The 24,506-nt window shown below is 39.0% G+C and carries 26 protein-coding genes and 1 pseudogene (1 of these 27 cut by a window edge); 10 read left to right on the forward strand and 17 right to left on the reverse strand.

Features of this window, described 5'->3' with window-relative positions:
• On the reverse strand, window positions 1-539 hold the 5' portion of the coding sequence (locus MKY51_RS13215; protein WP_339172768.1) for a DMT family transporter. 352 nt of this gene lie to the left of the window's left edge; only the first 539 of its 891 coding nucleotides appear in the window; its start codon is at window positions 537-539; its stop codon lies beyond the left edge, outside the window.
• 140 nt (window positions 540-679) lie between these two features.
• On the opposite strand from MKY51_RS13215, the gene MKY51_RS13220 reads away from it, so the two are divergent.
• Both MKY51_RS13220 and MKY51_RS13225 read left to right on the forward strand, forming a co-directional pair.
• Window positions 680-1,399 (forward strand): MgtC/SapB family protein, encoded by a 720-nt coding sequence (locus tag MKY51_RS13220; RefSeq protein WP_339172769.1) that lies wholly within the window; start codon window positions 680-682, stop codon window positions 1,397-1,399.
• A 13-nt stretch (window positions 1,400-1,412) separates the two neighbouring features.
• Window positions 1,413-2,402, forward strand: a complete 990-nt coding sequence (locus MKY51_RS13225) for a cation diffusion facilitator family transporter (RefSeq protein WP_339172771.1) — start codon at window positions 1,413-1,415, stop codon at window positions 2,400-2,402.
• Window positions 2,403-2,453: 51 nt separating this feature from the next.
• Here the strand turns inward: MKY51_RS13225 and MKY51_RS13230 are convergent, their stop codons facing one another.
• From MKY51_RS13230 to yugI, 3 genes are all read right to left on the reverse strand, one after another.
• On the reverse strand, window positions 2,454-3,617 hold the full coding sequence (locus MKY51_RS13230) for an iron-containing alcohol dehydrogenase (RefSeq protein WP_339172774.1): 1,164 nt from the start codon (window positions 3,615-3,617) through the stop codon (window positions 2,454-2,456).
• A gap of 68 nt (window positions 3,618-3,685) precedes the next feature.
• Window positions 3,686-4,930: a Glu/Leu/Phe/Val dehydrogenase gene (locus MKY51_RS13235; protein WP_339172777.1), complete on the reverse strand. Its 1,245-nt coding sequence runs from the start codon at window positions 4,928-4,930 to the stop codon at window positions 3,686-3,688.
• A gap of 230 nt (window positions 4,931-5,160) precedes the next feature.
• Entirely contained in the window at window positions 5,161-5,535 is a 375-nt protein-coding gene (gene yugI, locus MKY51_RS13240; protein ID WP_339172779.1) for a S1 domain-containing post-transcriptional regulator GSP13, read from the reverse strand.
• 246 nt (window positions 5,536-5,781) lie between these two features.
• Here yugI and MKY51_RS13245 point away from each other — a divergent pair, with 246 nt between their 5' ends.
• Both MKY51_RS13245 and MKY51_RS13250 read left to right on the forward strand, forming a co-directional pair.
• A complete protein-coding gene (locus MKY51_RS13245) occupies window positions 5,782-7,110 on the forward strand; it encodes a sodium-dependent transporter (RefSeq protein ID WP_339172781.1) in 1,329 nt (442 codons plus the stop codon).
• A gap of 111 nt (window positions 7,111-7,221) precedes the next feature.
• Window positions 7,222-7,428, forward strand: a complete 207-nt coding sequence (locus MKY51_RS13250) for a helix-turn-helix transcriptional regulator (RefSeq protein WP_339172783.1) — start codon at window positions 7,222-7,224, stop codon at window positions 7,426-7,428.
• A 37-nt stretch (window positions 7,429-7,465) separates the two neighbouring features.
• On the opposite strand, the gene MKY51_RS13255 is transcribed toward MKY51_RS13250, so the two are convergent.
• A complete protein-coding gene (locus MKY51_RS13255) occupies window positions 7,466-7,726 on the reverse strand; it encodes a DUF1871 family protein (RefSeq protein ID WP_339176635.1) in 261 nt (86 codons plus the stop codon).
• 78 nt (window positions 7,727-7,804) lie between these two features.
• Between MKY51_RS13255 and MKY51_RS13260 the strand changes: the two genes are divergently transcribed.
• Complete coding sequence (locus MKY51_RS13260) at window positions 7,805-8,980, forward strand: MalY/PatB family protein (RefSeq protein WP_339172785.1); 1,176 nt, start codon at window positions 7,805-7,807, stop codon at window positions 8,978-8,980.
• Between the two features lie 73 nt (window positions 8,981-9,053).
• On the opposite strand, the gene MKY51_RS13265 is transcribed toward MKY51_RS13260, so the two are convergent.
• Entirely contained in the window at window positions 9,054-9,287 is a 234-nt protein-coding gene (locus MKY51_RS13265; RefSeq protein ID WP_339172788.1) for a hypothetical protein, read from the reverse strand.
• A gap of 22 nt (window positions 9,288-9,309) precedes the next feature.
• Entirely contained in the window at window positions 9,310-9,897 is a 588-nt protein-coding gene (locus MKY51_RS13270; RefSeq protein WP_079524164.1) for a peptidylprolyl isomerase, read from the reverse strand.
• A gap of 196 nt (window positions 9,898-10,093) precedes the next feature.
• Between MKY51_RS13270 and MKY51_RS13275 the strand changes: the two genes are divergently transcribed.
• Both MKY51_RS13275 and MKY51_RS13280 read left to right on the forward strand, forming a co-directional pair.
• Window positions 10,094-11,302 carry an MFS transporter gene (locus MKY51_RS13275; protein ID WP_339176637.1) on the forward strand — a complete coding sequence of 403 codons (1,209 nt, stop codon included), beginning with the start codon at window positions 10,094-10,096 and terminating at the stop codon, window positions 11,300-11,302.
• A 122-nt stretch (window positions 11,303-11,424) separates the two neighbouring features.
• Window positions 11,425-13,275 carry a transglycosylase domain-containing protein gene (locus tag MKY51_RS13280; protein WP_339172792.1) on the forward strand — a complete coding sequence of 617 codons (1,851 nt, stop codon included), beginning with the start codon at window positions 11,425-11,427 and terminating at the stop codon, window positions 13,273-13,275.
• 64 nt (window positions 13,276-13,339) lie between these two features.
• Here the strand turns inward: MKY51_RS13280 and MKY51_RS13285 are convergent, their stop codons facing one another.
• The 3 genes from MKY51_RS13285 to MKY51_RS13295 all read right to left on the reverse strand — a co-directional run bounded on the left by MKY51_RS13285 (window position 13,340) and on the right by MKY51_RS13295 (window position 15,821).
• The gene (locus tag MKY51_RS13285) at window positions 13,340-13,900 is read right to left on the reverse strand and encodes a YufK family protein (protein WP_339176638.1); all 561 of its coding nucleotides are present in this window, start codon (window positions 13,898-13,900) and stop codon (window positions 13,340-13,342) included.
• 95 nt (window positions 13,901-13,995) lie between these two features.
• On the reverse strand, window positions 13,996-14,202 hold the full coding sequence (locus MKY51_RS13290; RefSeq protein WP_339172795.1) for a hypothetical protein: 207 nt from the start codon (window positions 14,200-14,202) through the stop codon (window positions 13,996-13,998).
• A gap of 119 nt (window positions 14,203-14,321) precedes the next feature.
• Window positions 14,322-15,821: a leucyl aminopeptidase gene (locus MKY51_RS13295; protein ID WP_339172798.1), complete on the reverse strand. Its 1,500-nt coding sequence runs from the start codon at window positions 15,819-15,821 to the stop codon at window positions 14,322-14,324.
• A gap of 157 nt (window positions 15,822-15,978) precedes the next feature.
• On the opposite strand from MKY51_RS13295, the gene MKY51_RS13300 reads away from it, so the two are divergent.
• Complete coding sequence (locus MKY51_RS13300; RefSeq protein WP_079524169.1) at window positions 15,979-16,458, forward strand: divergent PAP2 family protein; 480 nt, start codon at window positions 15,979-15,981, stop codon at window positions 16,456-16,458.
• A gap of 76 nt (window positions 16,459-16,534) precedes the next feature.
• Here MKY51_RS13300 and MKY51_RS13305 read toward each other — a convergent pair whose 3' ends face one another.
• The 6 genes from MKY51_RS13305 to MKY51_RS13330 all read right to left on the reverse strand — a co-directional run bounded on the left by MKY51_RS13305 (window position 16,535) and on the right by MKY51_RS13330 (window position 22,888).
• Complete coding sequence (locus MKY51_RS13305; RefSeq protein WP_339172800.1) at window positions 16,535-16,861, reverse strand: YuiB family protein; 327 nt, start codon at window positions 16,859-16,861, stop codon at window positions 16,535-16,537.
• Window positions 16,862-16,983: 122 nt separating this feature from the next.
• Window positions 16,984-17,481 carry an NUDIX hydrolase gene (locus tag MKY51_RS13310; protein WP_339172802.1) on the reverse strand — a complete coding sequence of 166 codons (498 nt, stop codon included), beginning with the start codon at window positions 17,479-17,481 and terminating at the stop codon, window positions 16,984-16,986.
• A gap of 144 nt (window positions 17,482-17,625) precedes the next feature.
• On the reverse strand, window positions 17,626-18,837 hold the full coding sequence (locus tag MKY51_RS13315; protein ID WP_339172803.1) for an NAD(P)/FAD-dependent oxidoreductase: 1,212 nt from the start codon (window positions 18,835-18,837) through the stop codon (window positions 17,626-17,628).
• 150 nt (window positions 18,838-18,987) lie between these two features.
• Window positions 18,988-20,199, reverse strand: a complete 1,212-nt coding sequence (locus MKY51_RS13320; RefSeq protein ID WP_339172806.1) for an EAL-associated domain-containing protein — start codon at window positions 20,197-20,199, stop codon at window positions 18,988-18,990.
• 238 nt (window positions 20,200-20,437) lie between these two features.
• Complete coding sequence (locus tag MKY51_RS13325) at window positions 20,438-22,204, reverse strand: methyl-accepting chemotaxis protein (RefSeq protein ID WP_339172808.1); 1,767 nt, start codon at window positions 22,202-22,204, stop codon at window positions 20,438-20,440.
• Between the two features lie 309 nt (window positions 22,205-22,513).
• The gene (locus tag MKY51_RS13330; protein ID WP_079524175.1) at window positions 22,514-22,888 is read right to left on the reverse strand and encodes an iron-sulfur cluster assembly accessory protein; all 375 of its coding nucleotides are present in this window, start codon (window positions 22,886-22,888) and stop codon (window positions 22,514-22,516) included.
• 211 nt (window positions 22,889-23,099) lie between these two features.
• Here MKY51_RS13330 and MKY51_RS13335 point away from each other — a divergent pair, with 211 nt between their 5' ends.
• Window positions 23,100-23,792, forward strand: a complete 693-nt coding sequence (locus MKY51_RS13335) for a DUF2225 domain-containing protein (protein ID WP_339172813.1) — start codon at window positions 23,100-23,102, stop codon at window positions 23,790-23,792.
• A 52-nt stretch (window positions 23,793-23,844) separates the two neighbouring features.
• On the opposite strand, the pseudogene MKY51_RS13340 reads toward MKY51_RS13335, so the two are convergent.
• A pseudogene (locus MKY51_RS13340) lies at window positions 23,845-24,137 on the reverse strand (NifU family protein).
• A 28-nt stretch (window positions 24,138-24,165) separates the two neighbouring features.
• Between MKY51_RS13340 and MKY51_RS13345 the strand changes: the two are divergent.
• The gene (locus MKY51_RS13345) at window positions 24,166-24,498 is read left to right on the forward strand and encodes a YuzD family protein (RefSeq protein ID WP_008409039.1); all 333 of its coding nucleotides are present in this window, start codon (window positions 24,166-24,168) and stop codon (window positions 24,496-24,498) included.
• The last annotated feature ends 8 nt before the right edge of the window (window positions 24,499-24,506 follow it).

The raw sequence follows: 24,506 nt of genomic DNA on the forward strand, positions 1-24,506 counted from the left end.
ACAAGAGACAATCTTTTCCGTACATCTTGCCCGAACAATAAATAACCTGTTATTAAGGCACAAGCAATCAATGCTAATATATCTCCGTAAAGTGCCGTACCGCTAATTTGAAAATCTCCCCAGCTGATAAGGACGCTGCCTAATATTGCAATGCCCCCTGCAATGAATGTCTGAAGCGTTATCTTTTCTTTAAAGAATAAATACGTTCCGATAAATGCAAATAGCGGCTGCATTGTTACGAGTACAGTAGAGCTCGCTACAGAAGTGTAATTTAATGATTCAAACCATAATATAAAATGAAATGATAAAAATACTCCTGCGATTGATGAAAATATCCAATCACGTTTTGACAGTACTTTGATTTCATTGCTATATTTCATTAAAAACCATGGGAGCATTATCAATATTGAAAACAGCATACGGTAAAATGCAATAACGCCAGAATCTGCACTTGCAAGTTTTACAAAAATCGCAGAAAGGGAAACAGAGATTACCCCAATAATAATAGGAATATACGGGTGGATTGGTGGTCTTTCCACTAAAACCCTTCTTTCTATATATATCATCTAATACGAAATATTTTGCGATACCTCATATTCACATTATCAAACTATACCTTATTAAAGAATTTTTTTCGAGAGGATTTGAATTCCATTTTGAATGAAGGAGATGTTTGGATATGGAATGGTTAGCGAATGATAAATTTACGGTAGAAATTTTATTAAAATTGCTAATTGCGGCTACACTAAGTTTAATTATTGGTATCGAAAGGGAATTGAAAAAGAAGCCAGTCGGTCTAAAGACAAGTTTAGTAATTGCGACATTCAGTTGTTTACTTACAATCATCTCAATTGAGACTGCCTATTCAACTCCTGCTCGGGACGATATTAACATTACAATGGACCCTTTGCGTTTAGCAGCACAAATCGTAAGCGGTATTGGTTTTTTAGGTGCCGGTGTTATTTTGCGCAAAGGGAATGACAGTATAACAGGACTTACGACAGCTGCCATGATCTGGGGTGCCGCCGCTATTGGAATAGCTGTAGGCGCAGGTTTTTATATTGAAGCATTTATTACGGTCCTTATTGTCGTATTGGGGATTGAACTTCTCGCTCCATTCCTGTTGAGGTTCGGTCCGAAACGGCTACGAATGCGCGAAGTTTCTTTAATTATCAATACTGACCAAGCAGACAATATAAAAAATGTCGTGGACTATTTGAGGCAGCATGATATGTATATCGATAACATTTCAATTCGAGATGTACCATTTTCCGAAAAATTGTTACATGAAATCGATATACGATTATCTACGGTCGAAACGAACCATACAATCGAGCTTTATAACCGGCTACGAAAATTGGATTATGTAGTAAATATTAAAATCGAATATTTAGATTAACGGAGGAAGTGCCATGGGAGAATTTTTCAGATTACTAAAGGATGGGAATAAACCGTCCTTACTTGCAGCATTCGTCAATACATTTTTAGGTACCATTAAAGGGATTGCGTTCTTCTTTACAGGAAATGTTGCAATGTTTGCCGAAATGATGCACTCTTTCGGGGATGCAGCAAACCAGTTTTTCGTATTCATAGGTTCAGCCTTAGCAAAGAAAGCTCCTACACCAAAATTTCCGAATGGATACGGTCGTATTGTTAACTTAGTCTGTCTGGGTGCCGTTTTAATTGTAGCAATCCTATCATATGAAACAATTAAAGAAGGTTGGCACCATTTCATCCATCCTGCAACGGAATCATCCGGAATTTGGATTGCCCTTGGTGTATTGGCAATTGGTATTCTTCTGGAAGGTTTTGTTTTAAATAAAGCTGCTAAAGAAGTGCTTCATGAAGTTGGTGTTGAACCTAAAGGAATAATAATTTTCCAGTCATCAAAGTATTTAAAGCGCGCAAAACCGGCAACCAAGCTTGTATGGATGGAAGACTTAGTCGCTACTTCAGGTAATGTCCTGGCGTTTTTGGCGATTATCATCGCATACTTTACCGGTTTCTACCGATTGGAAGGTTTTATATCGATGGTCATCGGTTTAATGATGTTTTATGTAGTAGGTCGTGTCTTCTTAGATAACGCACGTGGCGCAATCGGTGAAACCGATGAAGAAATGCTTGTGCATATCGGAAATCTTGTTATGGAAGATCCAAATATAGCAGACATCGCACGACTTGAAGTAATTAAAGAAGGCGAATTTTTACATGTTGAACTGATTGCAGAAACAGACCCGAATTTATCCCTCGCCTATTTGGATGATGTGCGTGACAATTTGACAACACTGCTGCTAAACCAAAAAGGTGTTACAAAAGTTACGATGGCATTCGATGAAGATAATGGCGAACGTAGCTGGAAACATACCGCATCAAAGCCTGAATCTGAAAAAGGCATGATTTAATTGAAAAAGGAAGCTGGTCCACATATAGACCGCTTCCCTTTATTTATGTTCTTATAATGACATTTCTAAAATTTTACGTACATCGTCTGCTTCAAGTTTGTTGAAGTTACCGAATGGACCATATACCATACAATGTTCCACCATTTGTTCGAAGTATGTCGAATCAATATCGTAATCAGCCAAACGATTCGGAGCTCCAAGAGATGTCCAGAATGCTGATAATGCCTCAATACCTTCCAATGCAACTTGTTCCTCAGTTTTGTTTGTCGGATCCACTTTGAATACATTGACAGCTATTTTTGCGAAACGGGAAGGATTCACATGTAAATTATGCTTCATCCAGTTCGGGAATATGATAGCTAGACCGCCTGCATGTGCAATATCATAATAAGCTGAAACTGCATGCTCAATATTATGTGTTGCCCAGTCACCGCGTGAACCTAATGCCAGGAATCCATTTAAGCCGATTGTTCCTGCAAGCATTAATGTTTCACGATGCTCATAGTTCGACGGGTCTTTCAATGCTTTCGGCGCAACATCAATCAGCGTACGTAAAATCCCCTCGCTCATTTCATCTGTAATCGGTGTGTTTGTCGCATTGTTGAAATATTGCTCAAAAATATGCGACATTGTATCAACAACACCATTTACCGTTTGATTCGCCGGTACAGAATAAGTATAAGATGGATCTAAAATCGAGAATTTCGGGAAAGTTACCGGGCTGCCCCAACCATATTTCTCTTTTGTTTCTAAGTTCGTAATAACCGAACCTGAGTTCATTTCAGATGCTGTTGCAGCTAAAGTTAAAACAGTTGCCAATGGTAATGCTTCTGTTGCCATTACTTTTCTTGTTACGATATCCCAAGCATCCGCTTCCACCTTTGCACCTGCAACGATTAATTTAGAGCAGTCAATTACCGAACCGCCACCTACTGCTAATACGATATCAACCTGATTTTCTTTACAGATTTCAATCCCTTTACGCGCTGTTTCTACACGAGGGTTTGGCTCGACACCAGATAGTTCGAATACGTTCATATTCAAATCATTTAGGATGGTCATAATGTCATCGTATACACCATTCGATTTAATACTTCCTCCACCATATACAATTAAAATGTTCTGGCCATATTGCGGAAGTTCTTTTCGTAAATGTTCGATACTGCCTTTACCAAAATGAATCTTTACTGGATTATAAAATGAAAATTCGTTCATCAATGGTTCCCCCTATTTTTCAAAAAAGTCCCACTCCATAATAGGAGTGAGACTTAATAATATAATGATTATACCCATCCACGGAAGCGAGAGGCCTCGGCAGTGCGGCGTACACCTACCATATAAGCAGCTAAACGCATGTTAATATTGCGGTTTTGTGCTGTTGTGTAGACATTTTCAAACGCAGCAGTCATTTTTGAATATAACTTTTCACGTACTTCTTCTTCCGTCCAATAATAACCCATATTGTTTTGAACCCATTCAAAGTAAGACACTGTTACACCACCAGCAGAAGCTAAAACGTCCGGTACTAGAAGAATACCGCGCTCCGTTAAAATCTTTGTTGCTTCGGCAGTTGTCGGACCGTTCGCAGCTTCTACAACGATGTTTGCTTTAATTTGATATGCGTTGTCTGCTGTAATTTGATTTTCGATAGCAGCAGGCACTAAAATATCGCAATCCAGTTCTAAAAGCTCTTTGTTTGAAATTGTATTTTCAAACAATGTCGTAACTGTTCCAAACGAGTCACGGCGATCTAATAAGTAATCAATATCCAAACCGTTCGGATCATGCAACGCACCGTGTGCATCTGAAATACCAATAACTTTTGCACCTAAGTCACTCATAAACTTCGCTAAGAAACTACCAGCGTTACCGAAGCCCTGAATAACTACTCGTGCACCTTTAATATCAATATTACGTTTTTTAGCAGCTTCTTCGATAACAATTGTAACACCTTCAGCTGTTGCACGATCTCGGCCTTGTGAACCGCCAAGAACGATTGGTTTACCTGTAATGAATCCTGGCGAGTTAAATTCATCCATACGGCTGTACTCATCCATCATCCAAGCCATAATTTGAGCATTTGTAAATACGTCCGGTGCCGGGATATCTTTTGTTGGACCAACTACTTGACTGATTGCACGAACATAACCACGACTTAATCGTTCAATTTCGCCCATAGACATTTCGCGCGGGTCACAAATAACGCCACCTTTACCTCCACCATATGGAAGATCAACAATACCGCATTTTAACGTCATCCACATCGAAAGCGCTTTCACTTCCTCTTCCGATACCATTGGGTGGAAACGTACGCCACCTTTTGTTGGACCTACTGCATCATTATGCTGTGCACGGTATCCAGTAAATACTTTTGTTGTACCGTCATCCATTTTTACAGGAATACGCACAGTCAACATACGAACCGGTTCTTTCAATAATTCATACATTGCCTCATCATAGCCTAGTTTATTTAATGCCTCATGAATTACTTCTTGAGTTGATGTAAATAAGTTCAAATTTTCAGCCATTTTATAATTCGCCTCTTTAAATTTTGATGTATTTGGGTCTTTCCGCCAACATTGTAACATACTTTATTCGGAGTTTGTTAAATATTTAGCCACATTTTATACACTTTTAATTTTTCCGTTGATAATAAACGAAGAAAGCGCTTTTTTTACAAATTTTGCTCAAAACTGACCAGATTCATCCATAAAAAAACATGCTCAATTTATTTTGAAATTAATTGAGCATGTCCTGCCTAGTGTCCAGATTGTTCGATCCAATCTTTCAACTTTTCCTTCAAAATTTGAAAGCCGTCCGCATCCACTTCATCAACCCGATCTTGCAAAGTTCGCCGAGGCGGCATGTCCCTTTTTCGGTGAAACGGTACTTCCTGCAATTCGCGTATTGATAAACTTATTTTTTTTTGATCCGTATCCACATCCAGAACTTTAACTTGTATTTCATCCCCGACGGATAAAAAATCACTTACATCCTTTACAAAACCGTATGTGATTTCAGAAATATGCACAAGTCCCTGCGTATATTCATCTAAAGCAACAAAAGCTCCGTATGGTTGAATTCCTGTCACTTTACCCGTTAGCACGTCACCCACTTCAATTTTTTTTGCCATACTTTGTTCCTACCTTCTTTTCGTATATACGTAAATGTCATGTTAAATTATAACATATGAGACGGGCTGTAACAAAGAATCGCTTTAATCTAGCATTTTCAAGGCATTAAATAAGAGTCCGGTTAAAAAAATGTGAAAATTTTCTCTCTTTCGATTTACACTTCCGATAAATTCACAAAACTTTTTGCTAAATACGGGATTCGTGCTGTAAAATGAGTACTTGCATATATATGAGGAGGTTTTGTTTTGTCATCTAGAGATCAATTTACATCTAAGATAGGATTCATACTTGCGGCAGCAGGAAGCGCAATCGGTCTTGGCGCGATTTGGAAGTTCCCCTATATGGCGGGTACGAATGGCGGTAGTGTATTTATTATTTTATTTGTTATATGTACAGTTTTAATTGGCTTGCCGATATTAATTGCGGAATTTATGATTGGACGACGCGGTCAAAAAGATCCGATTACATCATTTAAAGAGCAGGCTCCAAACAAACCGTGGTTTATGATCGGCTGGATTGGCCTAGTAGCATGCGGATTAATATTATCTTTCTATAGTGTTGTAGGTGGTTGGATATTAAGTTATATACTACGGGCAATTAGTTTTTCACTTACGGGACAAGGTGTTAACTTCGGGACTTTGTTTTCTGATATTATTGCGAACCCTTGGGAAGTGTTAATCGCACAAGCTGCTTTCATGCTTTTAACATTATTCATAGTACAAGCGGGGATAAAAAACGGGATTGAAACTGCAAGTAAGTGGATGATGCCGATTTTATTCTTGTTTTTCATTTTATTGTTTATCCGTTCGATTACATTGGATGGTGCGATGGAAGGCGTTAAGTTCATGTTCATACCAGACTGGTCATACATGAACGGCGATACGTTAATGTTGGCGTTAGGCCAAGCATTCTTCTCTCTTAGTATTGGAGTTGCGGCGATGATTACATACGCCTCATATTTATCCAAAAAAGAGAAGATTGTAACTTCTGCAGTTAATGTAGCGAGTATGAATATCGCGATTTCTCTACTGGCGGGTCTTGTTATCTTCCCTGCCGTATTCGCATTAGGCTTTTCTCCTACAGAAGGGCCTGGCTTAGTATTTATAATGATTCCAGCTGTTTTTGAGCAATTGCCGTTTGGCGGATTTTTATTGCTCGTATTTTTCATCTTGCTGTTGTTTGCGACAGTTACTTCAGCGATTGCATTGTTGGAAGTGGTCGTTTCCATAGGGATTCGGGAAAAAACAGCGCAGCGTAAGAAAGCCTCTTGGTTATTGGCAGCAATGATTTTTATCATCGGTATTCCTAGTGCTTTATCGTTCGGGATTTTATCGGATATCACCATTTTTGAACGTTCCATTTTTGACTTTGTTGATTATGTAACGAGCGCGATTTTAATGCCGATCGGTGCCTTTTTAACATCTATTTTTGCGGGATATTATTATTCGAAGAAAATTTCTCGTGAAGAAATGCAGGCATCACCTGTTGTTTATAATTGTTGGCTGTTTATAGTACGCTATGTAGCACCACTTTCAATTGCAGCTATCTTTATTAATAAAGTTTTCTTTAGTTAATTAAAAAACTTGTTCGATATGAAATTCGGGCAAGTTTTTTTATTTTTACAATTAAGGGACCTAATAAGCTATTGTTCATATGATAGTAAACATACGGGGAGGAGATGGGAAATGAAATTGCAGTTTCAGGAACAGTTAAAATCTTTACGTTCGGAAAAGAATTTATCAATTGAAGAGCTTTCATTACGAACACAAGTAAGTACGGAAAAACTGACAGCCTACGAAAACGGTGAGCAAATTCCTTCAACCCAAACCATTTTAATTTTATCGACTGTTCTGGAAGTACCGGTTTCTAACTTAATCGACGGGTTACATTAAAATGCGGGCGACCTCAATCTACAGGTCGCCTGCATTTTTATATAATACACTTCGCTTCGAATTTTACGGCAATTAATTTATATGCGATGGCAACACATTGCTCAAAAGGGATCCATTGTTCAAAGGAGTATTCGTAAACTCTTTGAATGACTTTTGCCAATGTTGTTGGATCGTCAATATTTTGAAGCGCAGCGACAACATCTGCCGTTTCAGTAGCATAACTTTCGGAACCGTAGTTAAAAGGATCCCACTGCTCCAATAAATGTACACATTTTTGATTCATTTCAATATTATCCATTTGATTCACCTAACTACCTCTTATAATAGTTAGTATGATACCATAATCTGAAAGAAAGCATAAGAAAAGAGGGTTCAAATGTCTATTTTTAATAAAGTTCATGAGCGTCGCAGTTCCGCATCTGTAAAATGGGATATGATGAATGTCGTTTACAATTTGAAAGATACAACAGAATTACTGCCGATGTGGGTAGCAGATATGGACTTCCCTCCACCTGCTGCTTTAACAGACGCGTTAAAGGCTCGATTGGAGCATCCAATCTTCGGCTATACTTTTGCCGACAATGATGTAAAAAATGCGATTGTTCACTGGTATGATACACGCCATCAATGGTCGATCGATCCAAACACGATTATTTTCCAGCCGGGTGTTGTGCCGGCAATCGCGACGATTATCGAAACTTTTACAGAGGTTGGCGATAAAATCGGAATGTCCACACCGGCATACCCGCCATTCACAAACGTACCGGCGGCTCAGAAACGTGAAGTCGTGACATGTGAATTAACCGAACAAAACGGGCAATATACGATGGATTTTGAGAAGCTTGAAGAAATATTCCGCGCCGGTATTAAACTGTTTGTTTTATGTAATCCGCATAATCCTATCGGTATTGTATGGAGTCCCGAAGAATTGGAACAGTTAGTTGCACTATGTATTCAATATGATGTGTATCTATTATCCGATGAAATTCATGCCGATATTTCAATTCAAAAAGCGTATACACCTGTCTTAACATTAGCGAATGCAAACGAGGCAAAAATTATTACATGTATTGCGCCAACGAAAACATTCAATATTGCCGGAATTCATGCTGCTATGATCGTTGCACCGGACCGAAAATTATATACAGCAATCGAGAAAAATACACAGGCACACGGCAACTTAGGTTTAAATACTTTTGCTTCGACTGCTGTAAAAGCTGTCTATACAGAAGGAGCACCTTGGTTGGACGAGCTTCTTAGTTATTTGAAAAACAATATGGAATATGTCGTAAAAGAATTGAATGCTATTGAAGGTATCCATGTAGAATTTCCTGATGCAACATACTTAATGTGGATAGACTACCGCAAAACAGGAATTGAAGAAAAGGAACTGATGGCACGCCTTCTTTCGGTAGGAAAAGTTGCGTTAGATCCGGGGACAAAATATGGTGAAGCAGGAAGAGGTTTCTTGCGCATCAATGTTGCTTGTCCATTTGAACTATTGCAAGATGGGGTTGAACGCATAAAACGAACGATGGCTACATTCGAATAATCAAACAAAAGGGGCAGCCGGAATAATCACTCCGGACTGCCCCTACTTCTATAACATGTTTTTGATTATTGTTTTATTCTTCCTTAATGGTTTCTTTAGCGATACGAGCATCACGTTCTTTTAATGCGCGTTCCTCTAAAATTTTAGCCTGTGCAGCCTGACGAGCAGCGATACGGCGGACGAACCGGAATGTAAAAAAAACAATAATCAGTAGTATTGCGAATTCAATTGCAGCGGGAAGATACAATGACTTGTCTTCCGGGAAATACAAAAAGCCACCAGAGAAATTCATTAAAAATTGGTTCACTTGCCCACACGTCCTTTAAAAATTAGTCAATTACAGTGATTGACTCAATCTTAACATCTTCTTTAGGCTTATCGTGCATATTTCGGTCAACTTTAACAATATTGTCAACAACATCCATACCTTCAACTACTTGGCCAAATACTGTATGCTTGCCGTCTAACCATGGTGTACCGCCGTTTTGTTTGTAAAACTCCACTTCTTCTTTAGACCAGCCGCGCACTTCCATTTGTTTTAGCATAGATACTTCAACTTGAGGTGCTTGAACGATGAAGAACTGAGATCCGTTCGTACCAGGACCCGCATTGGCCATTGATAATGCGCCACGGATGTTCATTAATTCAGGTACACACTCATCTTCGAATGTACCGCCCCAAATAGACTCGCCGCCCATACCAGTACCAGTTGGGTCGCCACCTTGTACCATGAAGTTTGGAATTACACGGTGGAAAATAATACCGTTATAATAACCTGATTTTGCATGCCCTAAAAAGTTTTCAACTGTTTTTGGTGCGTGCTCCGGGAATAATTTAATTTTGATTGAACCCATAGTTGTGTTCATTTCTACCATTACTTCACCTGGATTTAATTCTTTCGATAATTGTGGAAACATTTTTGTCTCTCCTTTAAATAAATTGTGGAATGGATGGGTATAGGTATAGAAACCAAACTTCCCCTTTAATACCAAGTCCAAGTTTACCATAACTCTAATATTTTAAGCCAATATCTTGTGAAGAACTTCCTTCGTATTCCGAAATAAGTTATACTAAATAATTAAAAAGGAAGAAAGTGATAAATTGAAGAAAAATATGAGACATAATTTCATCATCATTTTAATAGCAAACTTTATTGTTGCGGCTTCTGTTACGATGATCATGCCGTTTTTGTCTTTATATATTGATACGCTCGGCGACTTTACAGATAGCTATGTCCAGACATGGGCCGGAATCATCTTTGCGGCAACATTTATTACAGCATTTTTAATGTCACCGATTTGGGGGCGAATTGCCGACAAATATGGGTACAAGCCTATTATGATCATCAACTGCTTCGGGGTTGGGTTAAGTATCTTATTAATGGGTTATGTTCAAAATGTCGAGCAATTCTTTGTACTCAGGCTTGCGATGGGTGTTGTAACCGGCTTTATCCCTACTTCCATTGCGTTCATAAGTAAGCATACTCCGAAAGAAGTAGCAGGAAAAACACTCGGGACATTGCAGATGGGCAGTGTTGGTGGGACATTATTCGGTCCAGTAATCGGCGGATTGATGGCGGATACTTTTGGTTTTCAGTACACGTTCCTCATTACAGCAGTCACAATTACAATTGCGGCGATTATTATTATTTTCGGTATTCATGAGCCGGCCATTATTCGGAAAGTTAAAAATGAGATTTATTCACGGAGAAATGTCATATGGGCTATTTTCCATCATCGCCTCATCTTAAATGTAATGTTCGTAACGTCACTTATTCAGATCGGGAACTTTAGTATTCAGCCACTGCTGTCCCTTTACGTATCTGAACTGACCCCTTCTCAGGAAGTTGCTATGCTCGCCGGTATTACCTTTAGTGCTGCCGGCCTAGGTAACATATGTTTCGCGAGATTTTGGGGGAAATTGGCCGACCATTATGGATATGAACGAATTTTATCGTACTTGTTAGTCCTTGCCGTCGTTTTCATCATTCCACAGGCTTTCGTTACAGATTTATGGCAGCTTATCATTTTACGATTCTTGTTCGGTATTATATCCGGCGGTCTCATTCCGATTACTTCGGCTCTTATTCGCCGTGAAGCACCGGTTGAAGTGCAAGGCGAAATTATGGGCTACAACCAGAGTTTCCGTTTCCTTGGCAATATCATCGGACCGGTATTAGGCGGAGTGGTAGCAAGCTTTGGCGGAATTCATTCCGTATTTTATACGACCGGCCTACTATTTTTAATCGGCTTTGTCATTATGTCCTTCTTGAAAAAGCTTCCGACGCAGTACATGGACGAGATGTTAAAAAAACATGCTTAAATGTTCAATGTATATATGGTATCCTTTAAAAAACAACAGATGATTACGCTTCTAACGTTTTCATTTTGTTGTTTTTTGTTTGGACAATTTTAATGAATATCCTATTTGGGGGCCAATTATCCATGAAACAACTTTTCGGCTACATTGTCATTTTATGTAGCATTCCTTTACTTTTACTAATCGGGAATGCGGCCTGGAAAGAACTTGCGAAAGCGGAGCAGCATGAACAATTAATCAAGCAGTCGATCAAGCTCCCTGAAGTAACTTCCACATCGCCCATTACGTTATACGATGCAAACAACAAAATTTTCAGTGAAGAATATACTGAATGGTCACAGCCACTTGCGCTGGATGAAGTCCCTGAAATTGCTAAGCAGCTGTTTATATTCAGTGAAGATGAAAGTTTTTATGAACATATAGGCTTTGATGTGAGTGCAATCGCCCGTGCCCTCATTGCAAATAAATCGGAGCAGTCCATTCAGCAAGGCGGTTCCACTATTACACAACAGCTTGTCCGAATGCGTTATTTAACAACGGACAAAACATATGAGCGGAAACTGATGGAGCTTTTTTACGCCTACGAAATTGAGAAAACTTATTCAAAAGACGAAATCTTTGAGATGTATTTAAATGAAATGTATTTCAGCAATCAAGTATATGGCATAGGAGCAGCGGCAACTTATTACTTCAATCGTCCTTTGGCAAAACTGTCCATACCCGAAATTGCTTTTATATCGGCGATTCCGAACAATCCCTCATTATACGACCCGTCCGTGCACTTTAATAATACCAAAAGCAGGCAGGAACGGTTACTCGATAAACTGACAGAGCATGGGGTTATTACAGCTGATGAAGCAATAACGTATAAAAAAGAACCGATTCAATTGACGATTAAACAAAAAGCACAGCAGTATCCGAGCTACAGTACATACGTTTTAGAAGAACTGAAATGGCTTATTGCCGAACAAACAGGTTACCGTGAAAAAATCGACAACACTTCCGATAAGATGGAAAAGGAATTTCTACAGCTGGAGCTGAAGAAAAAAACGGACGCCATTTTACGTCAAGGTGTTCATGTATATACAGCACTGCAGCCTGAGAAACAGCGACAGGATGAAATGGCTATTAACCGGATTTTACCGAAGACCGATTTACAGGCAAGTGCAACGATTATTGATAATGAAACACGTGAAGTGATCAGTATATTTGGTGGTAAAAATTATCGGAAGCATGATTTGCACCGTGCTTTTCAATCTCCGAGACAGCCGGGTTCTGCATTTAAGCCAATCAGTGTGTTTGCCCCTTACTTTGAAGAAACATCCGCTACACCTTATTCAATCGTAAATGGCGGGCCGTACTGTGTAGGAAATTTCTGTCCTGATAATTATGGACGAATCTGGTACAACAATATAACTGTGGAAACAGCTTTCAAAAACAGTGTTAATACAAGTGCTTTACGACTGTTTAATGCTATAGGGGTTGAAACAGCATTCCGTTATATTAACCGGTTCGGTTTTGAATCGATCATAGAAAAAGACCGCACATTTGCCGCAGCTCTGGGCGGGTTAACATACGGGGTGACTTCACTGGAAATGGCCGATGCTTACTCCAGTTTTGTCGACGGCTATTATGTACCTGCCCATAGCATTCGTAAAGTAACTGATATAAATGGAGAAACGATTTTTAGCTGGCCGCGCAAACGGGAGGAAATATGGTCTGCATCGACTACAAAAACGATGCGCAGCCTTTTGAATGAAACGGTGGCTACCGGAACAGGGAGAGGCCTCTATAGCGCATCCGGCTATATCGGGGCCAAGACCGGAACGACAAACGAATTCAAAGATTATTGGGTTGCCGGATTGACGAATGACTATACGGCAGCCGTTTGGATTGGCTACGATCAGCCCCGTTCAATGGAAGCGATCGAACGCGCAAAAATTCATTTTGCAATATTTAACGCGATAACAGAATAAAAAAAGCTTGTTAGTTTTAAATAGCGCACCTCCCCCGCTAAAATCCTAACAAGCTTTTTTTATACTATGCGAACGGCAAGCTCGCAAGAATTCCGTTGTACAGCTTAATAACTGCATAGATCACGAGAGCCAATAACAGGAACCAGGTAAGTACTTCATAAAAGATTAATCCGATCACACCTGGAATGGACATATACTGACTCTTTTTATAAACGTTGTAAATGAAATAACAAAAAATCGTAAAAATAAAAATGCCGACTAAGATCGGTAAGGATTGGCTCCCAATTATTGAAGCAAATGCTCCAAAAAAGAAGATGACATATCCACCGCGTGCAGCATGAATCGTTTGCCCTTCTTTATCTTTTGAGAAGAACAGCATTCCAAGCTCGTGAATCGTCTCCCCGATCAGCTTTAATGCTGAAAAAATCATGAAAAATAGTAATACAAATACAATCAGTAATACAAAGCGCAGCTCCAGATCCGATAAAAATTCACGCATCCCATTATAGACACCGATTGCATGAAGCAGTTGTAGCGATTCTGATATGGCTAACATACTGAACGAAAAACTAAATAATATAATTGTAATGAATGGTAAGTAGCCATACAAATAAGGATTTTTCATCATCTTGTTCCCTCAAAACTCGTAATATTTCTTTTCCTCATCATAGCTAACAATGAGGAGACGAGCAAGCCTCTCCTTCACTACTTACCGCATTCTTACCAGTAGCGTCTCGGATAGCGCGGATAATAAGGTGGATAGTAGTAATTAGGCGGATACGGTTGATAATACGGCGGATATGGTCCGTATCGATTATTATTCAGTGACCCCCCTAAAAACCCTCCTAAAAAGCTCCCTAAAAAAGGAACCCCAAACGGATATCCGAATCCAAAACCTGGATTATAGTAACGATTGCGATTAACCATGTTCATGTCCTCCTCCCTTATGAATAGTGTATTCATAATTATGAGAGCCGCTAGTCACCCGCCTAAAAATGAAAAAGATGCCTTGCAAGTTTTTTCCTCGCAAAGCATCTCTTTAATAATTAGTTATCGCGTAATTCTACCAGTGTTGCTAAAGTACGAACCATGGCACCTGTACCGCCTTTTGGTCCTAATGCATGCGGTGCATCCGCATCAGAAGTCCCTGCAATATCAAGGTGAACCCAAGGAGTTCCTTCCGCAAATTCTCCAACGAAGCCACCGCCGAAAATCATATGGCCGTCACGACCCGGAGAGTTGTTTAAATCTGCCACTTCCGATTTACGGATACGCTTTTTATCGCTTTCTGTTAATGGTAAACGCCATACGAACTCACCTGTTTCAAGTGCCGCACCCATAAACTCTTCAAAGAATTCTTCGTTATTTGTTAAAGCGCCTGTTTTATCTTTGCCCAACGCAACGATTACTCCACCCGTTAATGTCGCTACATCGATTAAATAGTTTGCTCCTTGCTGCTTCGCATAAGTCATAGCATCCGCCAATACTAAACGGCCTTCCGCATCTGTATTTAATACTTCAACTGTTTTGCCGTTGTACATTGTAATAACATCATCCGGCTTGAATGCTTCACCTGATACCATATTGTCTGTAGATCCGATTACGGCAACAACATTTTGTTTCGGGCGAGTTTCACCGATAATGCGCATCGCACCAAGAACAGCAGCTGCTCCGCCCATATCGCCTTTCATGCCGACCATGCCTTCACGCGGTTTTAATGAGTAACCGCCTGTATCGTACGTTACACCTTTTCCGACAAAGCCGATTACATCTTCCCATTCCGGTTTCCCTTTATACTTCAATGTAATTAAACGCGGCTCTTCTACAGAACCTTTATTGACAGATAAAATACCACCCATACCCAGTTCTTCCATTTGTGCTTTGTTTAAAATTTCAACTTCTAATCCATAAATATTCGCAAGCTCTGTTGCGTAATCCGCCAAATCACTTGCTGTCAGTAAATTAGGAGGCAAGTTGATTAATGTACGCGCTTCGTTTACCGCATCCGCATAAATTTTCCCTACTTCGAAATTACCGATCACATCTTCCATGTTCGCTTCTGTAACAAATTGAATTTGATCAAAATACGTGTTCGGCTCATTTGAAGAAGTTTTATAATTTTGTACTGAATAATAGCCTAAATTTAAACCTTCACCAGCTAAGTAAGCCACTTCCGATTCTTCCAGCTGATCTGTTGTAAAAGATTCTACCCAAACTGCCACATCGCCTACTTTTGCCGCTTTCAGTTCTTTACCTACTGCTGCAAATACTTCACGTAATTCGTTCGCTGTTATATTTTTGCGTTCACCTAGGCCGACAAAGTATATACGTTTAAGTGAAGAATGGTTGCCCGAATACGGTAATTTCGTAATCTTTTTTGTATCTGATGAAATTTCACCTGCATGAAGCCATGTGTCAATAACATCTCCATAAAATTCAGTAAACGTTGACCAGTTTTTCATTTGTTCACGATGTTTTTGTACTCCGATAATCAATGTTTCAGAAGTTTGTGATTCAAACGTTTTTGCTGTTGATTCAATATTCATAGTTAAAAACCTCCTAAAGTATAGTTTCATTATATACAAATTCTTTTAATTCGGGTATCGAAACATCCAATAATTTTTATTTTTCTGCAAGTTTAAATTCAAACGATTATAGGGAAAATGATATAATTATAGCAATGAGGAGAAAGTAGGTGTAATTATCGAACTTCTACAAAATACGCCGCTTTGGCTTGGGGTTTTTGCAATTGTTTTTGCACAGATCCTAAAAGTACCGATCCATTTTATTGTAACGAAAAAAGTGGATTGGAGCTTGCTGACATCTACCGGCGGAATGCCAAGTTCCCACTCTGCAGCTGTAACAAGTGTTGCTACTGCAGTCGGTATTGAGACAGGATTTGATTCACCGACTTTTGCTGTTGCAGCTATGTTGGCCGGAATTGTCATGTACGATGCAAGCCATGTACGCTTTCAGGCTGGACAACACGCGGCCGTTTTAAACGAACTGCGCCACGATCTCCGCTTGTTTTTTGATGAAATTAAACGCTGGCCGGAAATGAATGAACAAGAAAAAATCGAGGATTTAAAAACATTATTAGGTCACAAAAAAAGTGAAGTGTTCATCGGGGGATTGGCAGGAATTGTTTTTGCAGCTTTATGGTACACCATTCAAGTGTTATAAAAAAAGGGGATGTTAAAGGCTAAACCGGCTTTTAACATCCCCCTTTATTCTGTTGCAGACACCTTGCAGAAGTAAACTAAAACATGCGATATCCTGCTTTTCGCAGTGCTATCATAACAAAGCCGGATACGATTGCCCCGGCAAAGCCACCAGCCAAGATAACGATATCCACAATCTGTAATGCCTGAATTTTGTCGCTTAAAGCCGGAAATGCTGTCCCTGCCTTAAAAAAATAATCCAAAAAGCTTACTTCATCGATGATAAAAATTACGACAACCGGATAGACAATAGCCATTAACCATGTCATCCGCAATAACATATTCAATAAAAAGCCGATTCCGAAAAACATGACAAAAAATAATACGACGGAAATAATTACTTGTACTAACGAAACATCATTCATGTTATGTATACCCCCATTAATCTATCATAATTTTACATGATATAACGGGTGCTTTCAATTCAACATCCAAAATAACGTATAGAATACTAATATTGTAAGAAATCTTTCATAAAGTAAATGGCTTATTTTTTGAAAAACAGATGGTATTCGCTATAGCCGAACACGTCCCCCGGGTTCACTCCTTCAATAATCGGGTGAATATGTTGCGCTGCGTGCTGGTTAGCCATTTCTCTGAGCATAACCGATGACAGTTCATGGTGAATAATTTCACTCGGTGCCATCCAGCATGCTTCGCCGATTTCTCTTTCCTGCAATGTAAAAGGCTGATTATCATCTACCGGCTTACAATAAAAAATCGCCATATTATCACTAATATCATTCAGGATGACGCCGGAACGAAAACCAACAAGTCCCTTTACTTCACAGAGAATCCCCGTCTCTTCAAGCACTTCACGCACAGCAGCCGTTGTAACGGTTTCAGCTGGCTGAACAAATCCGGCCGGTAAAGACCATGCTCCTTTTAGTCCCCCATATGTTTTTTTCACGAGCAGCCATTCCCCTGCTGAATTTTCAACAATCGCGGCAACTCCAAGCCAAACTTTTCCTCGATCCTTTTTCATAAATAACATTCCCCCTTTGCTGTGATGGTATTTGACTTCATGCTCCACTGATTAGAAACTGCTTAATTGTTGCTTCCCGTTAATACGGTGTAAAAAAACTTGCAAAGGAAGCGTTACACATTCGTTTGCAAGTTTGAAGTTCGTTTATATAAATTTGAATTTGCCTTTTTTCAATGTTAAGCCGACACCGCCGACTAAATACAATGCGCGGTCATCAACGACTTTCTTTAATGCCGATGCTGGCTTGCCGGTAAATTTACGGCCGAATGCTGTTCCAATAGCATCTTCTTGACCTAATGAACAAACAGCACCTTTATCATCGTAAGCAAACACTTCCGTCGGCTCATCATTCATTAAATGCTTAATATTTTTGGCGATGATTTCACCTTGCTGCATCGCAATCTGAGCTGTTGGCGGATAAGGTCTGCCTGCTTCCGCATTCAGTAAAAATGCACAGTCCCCTACGACAAAGACATCGTCAAAGCCTGGTGCGCGCATATCTTCACGGACCGCAATACGTGCGCGGTTCGATTCAATACCGGAAGACTCGATTAATGCATTTCCTCGGACTCCCGCTGCCCATACAACAGTACCTGCTTTAATGAATTCCGTGTTTTCTTCATCTTTTTTAATGTTCACACCTTCTGCTGTCGCTTCCACAATCGGTGTGCCGATAGAAAATTCCACACCCTTTTTACGCAGCTGTTCCTGCGCATAATCGACCAACTCCGGATCAAAACCAGGTAATACAGTCGGTGCTGCTTCTACACAAAGAAGACGCACTTTTTCTTGAGGAATATCAAATTCTCTGCAAAGCTCAGGAATTCGGTTACCGAGCTCTCCTAAAAATTCTATGCCTGTAAAGCCGGCACCGCCTACGACAATCGTAAGTTTACTGTCGTCTTTCACTTCATCCAATGTCCAGGAAGCAAACTGATATTCAATATGCTCACGGACCTGACGTGCAGTATTAATATTCGTCAATGATAATGCGTGTTCCTTCAGACCAGGAATGCCGAATGTTTCCCCTTCGAAACCTAAGCCGATCACTAAATAATCGTACGAGAACTCACCAGCTGATGTTTCTACTTTCTTTGTATTGGCATCAATGTTTTCTACATTCGCAATGACGAACGTTACATTGTGATTAATAACTTTTGAAATCGGATAACGGGCTTTATCCGGAGAAATCGTACCAGCCCCTACTTCATGCAGCCATGTTGTTTCATAATGATAGTCGTTTTTGTTCACTAAAATAATTTCTGCTTCATTTGTATTGATTAATTTTTGGAGATTTACAATTGTTGTTAATCCTCCATACCCTGCGCCTAATACTAAAATAGTCGGTCTTTTCATTCAATCAAACCCCTTCATTTTAATGAACCGGCGCTATAAATCTATTTGCCATTTTTATAGAGCGCCAGCAAACGGTAATTTACTGAAATACTAACATAATAGTAGCGTTTTTCCTGCGTGATTTCAAACATATGGATATTAATCGTTTCGTCAATTTACAATGTTATGTTCATATAAATAATCGTATTTAATATCGATAAACAAAAACTCTTCGTTTGAAATAGCCATTGAATACGTACGTGTCAATTCGCCTGTTTCAATGTCACTGTAAACGGAAGACAACTCGCCTTTATTGTCTTTTGTCATTTTAATAATGTTCAACAGGAAGTATGGTCGCCAGCTCCAGTTTTTGCCGATGATCTCTTCTTGCTTTTCCCATTTCCCCTCGTTCCAGCGGATATTCGGGGATGTCTGGAAACCATTGCTGTCACAAATATAAATACGAAATGCACATTTTTCCAAAGCATTTGCCAGCTGCATCATTTTATCAATCTGTGAAGTGGATGGATTGATTTGCTCAACTGTTGAACAAATCGTCCGTTCAAGACGTTTCATTTCTTCATACTTTTGAAGAAGGAGTTTCTTTTCCGTTGCAATAAACTGTTCACAATCTTTGCGAAAGCGTTCTTTTAAAGCATCGCGTACTTGCAGCTCTTTATGCGGCAGTTGCAAATAAGGTCCTTTAAAATAACGGGTACCGTTTTTCCATCCGTGCTGTAATTGGTACACTGTTTCAATATTTTCGACTAATAATTGCGTCCCCATCTTTACGGCAAGTGTTCGAATTGTTGAAAACGCATGGTTTTGCGCTCCCCATAAATTATAGTTCAACTGGGCGACGTTGATTTTAAGGATAGCCGGTTCAAGCAGTAAAATATTTTCAAGCTGGGTTTGCGGACCGACATCTGCCAAAGCAATTTTGATGCCATATGTTTTAATATAGCGAATTAAATGCTGCAGCTGATTCAGCTCTCCTTCATAAAGATGTTCCGTCATGACAAGGGTAATGTTTGGGAGGTTCGATTCGGCAACTGTTTCTTTCAGCATCGTAAAATAACTTTCCCCAAAATCCAGTAAAAGCAGTTCGGGGTTGCATGGAATATACAAGCCAACATCGTCAATCAAATGAGCAACATTTTGCAATGATCGGCGAACAAAAATTTGCTCAATTTCTGCTCTAATATCTGCTGGTACGTCTTTTTCATATGTAAATTGCTCAATATTGATCGGTTCATTTTCATTTTCACTTTCCACTTGGCCTATCGCTTCATAAGCCACAATGCGATGACCATCTGCACTATAGATTGGCTCATATAAAATTTCGATTTGATCTAACTTATCCAGTAACTCTAAAACACTCATTTAAAAAGCCCCCTAGCAGTATGGTAATAAATCTATAATAATTCAATCCTTATAATAATACAAAACCAACCGATAAAACATAGTTATTTTATAGGAAATATAAGTTTTAAAATTAAGATAATTTATTTTTTCTACGAAAAGGTCGATTTTATATAAAAACCTTTAACGGCAGTACACCGCTAAAGGTTTCAACATTAGTTATATTTTATTCACAGTGCAGTCAAGCTGCCTAAATTAATTAAAGTTTAAACTCACCAACTAATGCATTGAGTTCTTCCGCCAAATCGGCAAGATGTTTCGAACTGCCTGCTACTTCCTCCATAATACTGCTCGTTTGTTGAACAGATGCTGCTGTTTGTTCGATGCCGGCAGCGGATTCCTCGGAGACCGATGCAACTTCTTCAACGGACCCATTCATCACTTGTGTACTGGCTGTAATTTCCGATAAGTTTTGGCCGATCGTTGTAATACTATTTACCATTTCTTTTACAGCACTACTAATCCCTTCGAAAGTTTCACCTGTTGATTCAATTTGGATTTTTCCTTGCTCGACTTCTTTATAGCCCGTTTGCAGTGAGTCAGAAACAAAAAAAGTTTCCTTTTGAATATTGTCCACAATCCCCGTAATATCTGTTACAGAATTAGATACTTGCTCAGCCAGCTTCCTTACCTCATCAGCAACTACAGCAAATCCTTTACCGTGTTCTCCAGCTCTTGCAGCTTCAATTGCAGCATTTAAAGCAAGGAGATTCGTCTGATCGGCTACATCTTTAATGACCGTCACTAAATTGGATATTTCCTGTGACTGCTTATCTAATCCGGCAACCTTTTTTACTGATTCATTTACAATGGCATGGATTTTTTCCATCTGCTGAATTGATTTTTTCATTAGTTCAGATCCGTCATTGGTCATACTTAAGACGTCTTTTGAATTCTCTTCTATCCGTAACCCATTCTCATTCGCATCATGGACTCTTTCAACAAATGTATTCATCACCGATGCCAGTTCACTCGCATTATGAGCCTGTGTTTCCGAACCTGCAGCCAATTCTTGCATAGTAGATGCCACTTGCTCCGATCCCAACCTTACTTCATCGGCCGATTGTGATAGTTCTTCACTTTGGCTCGTTAATAACTCTGAAGTATCGGCAACTTTTTTCATCGAATTTTTAAGATTTTTATGTAATAGATTGATGGCATCCGCCAATTTGCCTATTTCGTCTTTTGATTTAACTAACAGCAGTTCTTTCGTTAAATCACCATTGGCCAAATACCCCATCTGTTCAGTAACTTTAATGATTGGCTTAGTAATTAAATTAGTGTAGAACCAAATAATGATTACCCCTAGAATAATTGAAATCCCCATAACAACAAGAATAATTGTCAACAACTCTGTAGCAGGCTGATTAAAATCCATCATATAGGTACTGGCAGTTACTACCCAGTCCCAGTTTGGATCTACTTTTGAATAGGAAACCTTCTCCTCAATTTGCTCTTTATTATTTGGCAATGCGGAATTATAAAAAGTAAACCCACCGCCATTATTTGCTATTTTAATCATCTCTTGAGCGAATTTCACACCGTTTTCATCCACATCATCCCATGCACTCGCACCCTCTTTAGATGGATGCGCTATACGGGTTCCATCTTGACTATAAACAATCATATAGCCGTTTTCCCCAAGATCGATTGAAGAGTTTATAGGTCGAACGCCATCCCCATTCTTTTCGCCTAAAATAATCTCCTTTACTTTCTCTTGAGCACTTTCAAGTGGAATATTCCCTTTTTCAACTTCCGTATTATAAGCATCTATTGTAGCAAGTGTAAATTCAACACTGTTTTGCAAGTTTGTTTTACCTAATTTCTCTAAGCTGGTAGAGCTTTTCTGGTAACTTGTCATTCCAATTACAATCATCGGCACAATCAAAAGTAAAATAGAAATAACAATTAACTTTGATTTAATGGAAGAGTTAGATTTAGACCTGGATTTAGATTGTTTTTTCATTATTATACACCCCTTGTATTCATATATTTGGTTACTGAAACTAATTAACCTATATAATTATAGAGTTAATGAACTATTACTCACGATAGAATAGAGTATAAATAACTTCCCCACAACTACAAAATATAGATAAAAGTACTAGTTTTAATTCCCGAATGTCATTTTACCCCAACTTTTTACTTAATCCAACATATTTTTACAGAATTTACTCTTTCAGTTGTTTATTTTGTTTTTCACACTAAAAAAAGCCTCTTTGATTTGTAATGTTATTAACATCACAAATCAAAGAGACTCGTTATTCACAATCCATTATTCACATGGTTGTTCTACTGCCGGACGTGCTGCTGCTTTAAAGCTTGTGCCGCATCCGCATGAAGCAAGTGCGTTCGGGTTGTCGATTGTGAAACCGCCGCCCATTAATGATTGTTTAAAATCAATTTTTGTTCCTTGTAAAATGCCCGCATCTTCTTCTGATACGATAATTTGAATGCCGTGTTGGTTGTCAACAAAGTCATCGTCATTAATTGTTTGTTCAAATGCCATACCATATGAAAGACCACTGCAACCTCCGCCTTTTACTGCTACACGCAGGCTCGCATTTTCTTCTTCGTTATGAACCATCATTTCTTTGACTTGAAATGAGGCCGCTTCTGTTAAAATGATTACTTGTTTTTCACTTGCCATTCCAGTCACCTACTTTCTTTTATTAATCATAACAATTGTAAAAGCTATCTGACAACAAAACTGCTCTACCTGATTATATTCCTGTGTTACCTAAAAAGGGATAAGGATAAAATACCTAAAAAAATCACACAAATTCAGTAAATTACTCACACTTATTTAAATTTCCTTGCTATAATAAGGGAACATATTTAAACGAAAGGTATGAAACTTTATGGAAATTTCCCCATATTACGAAAAGACAGTGAACTGTATTCATTGCAAGAAAAGTTTTTCAACACTTAAAGTTCGTACCAAATCCATAAAAATTGAACATACAGCATCCGATTTTCAGCCGGTCTATACAGACAATAACGTAAATGCATTATATTATAATGTTTTTGTCTGTCAGCATTGCGGGTTTTCATTTACTGAAGACTTCAGTAAATATTTTGCTCCAGGTGTGCAAGAACAAATCAATGAAAAAATTTGCAGTCATTGGGTACCGCACAGTTTCAGTAAAGAGCGTACTGTTTTCGAAGCAATTCAAACCTATAAGCTCGCGTTGTTTTGTGCAACGATCAAAAAAGAAAAATTTGTCATTACTTCCGGCTTGGCATTGCGCCTCGCATGGTTATATCGGTCAATAAAAAATGATATACAGGAACAGCGCTTTTTAAAGTTGGCCCGTGATCATTACATGGAAAGCTATTCTACGGAAGATTATGCAGGTACATCGATGTCGGATGTACGGATTGTATACATGGTTGCTGAACTGTCTCGTCGCATCGGAGATTATGAAAATGCAACACGTTTCTTTTCACGTGTAATTGAAAGCCAGCGTGTAGGCGGTGAAGCCAAACTTGTTAGTATGGCTAAAGAGCAATGGGAATTAGTTCGTGAAGCGCGCGGTAAAGTCGCCCTATAAAAGAGAGCTGCCAAGGAAGCAATAACTTTCTTGGCAGCTCTTTTGATTTAAATTAGAAAACTTGTTCTACTTCAAGGATACCTGGCACTTCTTCTAAAAGTGCACGTTCGATACCTGCTTTTAATGTGATTGTAGAACTTGGGCAGCTACCGCATGCGCCTAGTAAACGCAATTTCACGATACCATCTTCAATATCTACCAATTCACAGTCCCCGCCGTCTCGTAATAAGAACGGACGTAATTTATCTAAAACTTCTTGTACTTGTGCATATTGTTCTGTTTCTGTCATTTTGCTCGACTCCCTTCATTAAAATCATTATAATGTGAAGGAGCAAAAAAATCCATTATTGAATAACGAAAGGTTGGAATTCCTATGTCACAATCTCATCCAGTTATAGAAGTATTCGGCGCTGACATCATCTGTGCCAGCTGTGTAAATGCACCATCTTCCAAAGATACATACGAATGGCTCCAAGCTGCAATTTCACGAAAATATCCGGAACAGCCGTTTACGATCCGCTATATCGATATTGAAGGTGTAATTGATAATGAACGTGATCAAGATTACGCAAACCGTATTCAAGAAGATGAATTTTTCTACCCTTTAGTGCTAGTCAATGATGAAGTGGTTGGTGAAGGCTATGTGCAGATTAAGCCTGTTTTTACAGCGCTTGAATCAGCGGGCTTCGTACCAACTGAAGAGTAAATTATAAC

The sequence above is a fragment of the Solibacillus sp. FSL R5-0691 genome (assembly GCF_037974225.1).
Lineage (GTDB): Bacteria > Bacillota > Bacilli > Bacillales_A > Planococcaceae > Solibacillus.

Coding starts and splice junctions, on each gene's coding strand:
- MKY51_RS13220 (WP_339172769.1), top strand. CDS start 680: ATGGAATGGTTAGCGAATGATAAATTTACGGTAGAAATTTTATTAAAA.
- MKY51_RS13225 (WP_339172771.1), top strand. CDS start 1,413: ATGGGAGAATTTTTCAGATTACTAAAGGATGGGAATAAACCGTCCTTA.
- MKY51_RS13230 (WP_339172774.1), bottom strand. CDS start 3,617: ATGAACGAATTTTCATTTTATAATCCAGTAAAGATTCATTTTGGTAAA.
- MKY51_RS13235 (WP_339172777.1), bottom strand. CDS start 4,930: ATGGCTGAAAATTTGAACTTATTTACATCAACTCAAGAAGTAATTCAT.
- yugI (WP_339172779.1), bottom strand. CDS start 5,535: ATGGCAAAAAAAATTGAAGTGGGTGACGTGCTAACGGGTAAAGTGACA.
- MKY51_RS13250 (WP_339172783.1), top strand. CDS start 7,222: ATGAAATTGCAGTTTCAGGAACAGTTAAAATCTTTACGTTCGGAAAAG.
- MKY51_RS13255 (WP_339176635.1), bottom strand. CDS start 7,726: ATGGATAATATTGAAATGAATCAAAAATGTGTACATTTATTGGAGCAG.
- MKY51_RS13260 (WP_339172785.1), top strand. CDS start 7,805: ATGTCTATTTTTAATAAAGTTCATGAGCGTCGCAGTTCCGCATCTGTA.
- MKY51_RS13270 (WP_079524164.1), bottom strand. CDS start 9,897: ATGTTTCCACAATTATCGAAAGAATTAAATCCAGGTGAAGTAATGGTA.
- MKY51_RS13275 (WP_339176637.1), top strand. CDS start 10,094: ATGAGACATAATTTCATCATCATTTTAATAGCAAACTTTATTGTTGCG.
- MKY51_RS13280 (WP_339172792.1), top strand. CDS start 11,425: ATGAAACAACTTTTCGGCTACATTGTCATTTTATGTAGCATTCCTTTA.
- MKY51_RS13285 (WP_339176638.1), bottom strand. CDS start 13,900: ATGAAAAATCCTTATTTGTATGGCTACTTACCATTCATTACAATTATA.
- MKY51_RS13290 (WP_339172795.1), bottom strand. CDS start 14,202: ATGGTTAATCGCAATCGTTACTATAATCCAGGTTTTGGATTCGGATAT.
- MKY51_RS13295 (WP_339172798.1), bottom strand. CDS start 15,821: ATGAATATTGAATCAACAGCAAAAACGTTTGAATCACAAACTTCTGAA.
- MKY51_RS13305 (WP_339172800.1), bottom strand. CDS start 16,861: ATGAATGATGTTTCGTTAGTACAAGTAATTATTTCCGTCGTATTATTT.
- MKY51_RS13310 (WP_339172802.1), bottom strand. CDS start 17,481: ATGAAAAAGGATCGAGGAAAAGTTTGGCTTGGAGTTGCCGCGATTGTT.
- MKY51_RS13315 (WP_339172803.1), bottom strand. CDS start 18,837: ATGAAAAGACCGACTATTTTAGTATTAGGCGCAGGGTATGGAGGATTA.
- MKY51_RS13320 (WP_339172806.1), bottom strand. CDS start 20,199: ATGAGTGTTTTAGAGTTACTGGATAAGTTAGATCAAATCGAAATTTTA.
- MKY51_RS13325 (WP_339172808.1), bottom strand. CDS start 22,204: ATGAAAAAACAATCTAAATCCAGGTCTAAATCTAACTCTTCCATTAAA.
- MKY51_RS13330 (WP_079524175.1), bottom strand. CDS start 22,888: ATGGCAAGTGAAAAACAAGTAATCATTTTAACAGAAGCGGCCTCATTT.
- MKY51_RS13335 (WP_339172813.1), top strand. CDS start 23,100: ATGGAAATTTCCCCATATTACGAAAAGACAGTGAACTGTATTCATTGC.
- MKY51_RS13345 (WP_008409039.1), top strand. CDS start 24,166: ATGTCACAATCTCATCCAGTTATAGAAGTATTCGGCGCTGACATCATC.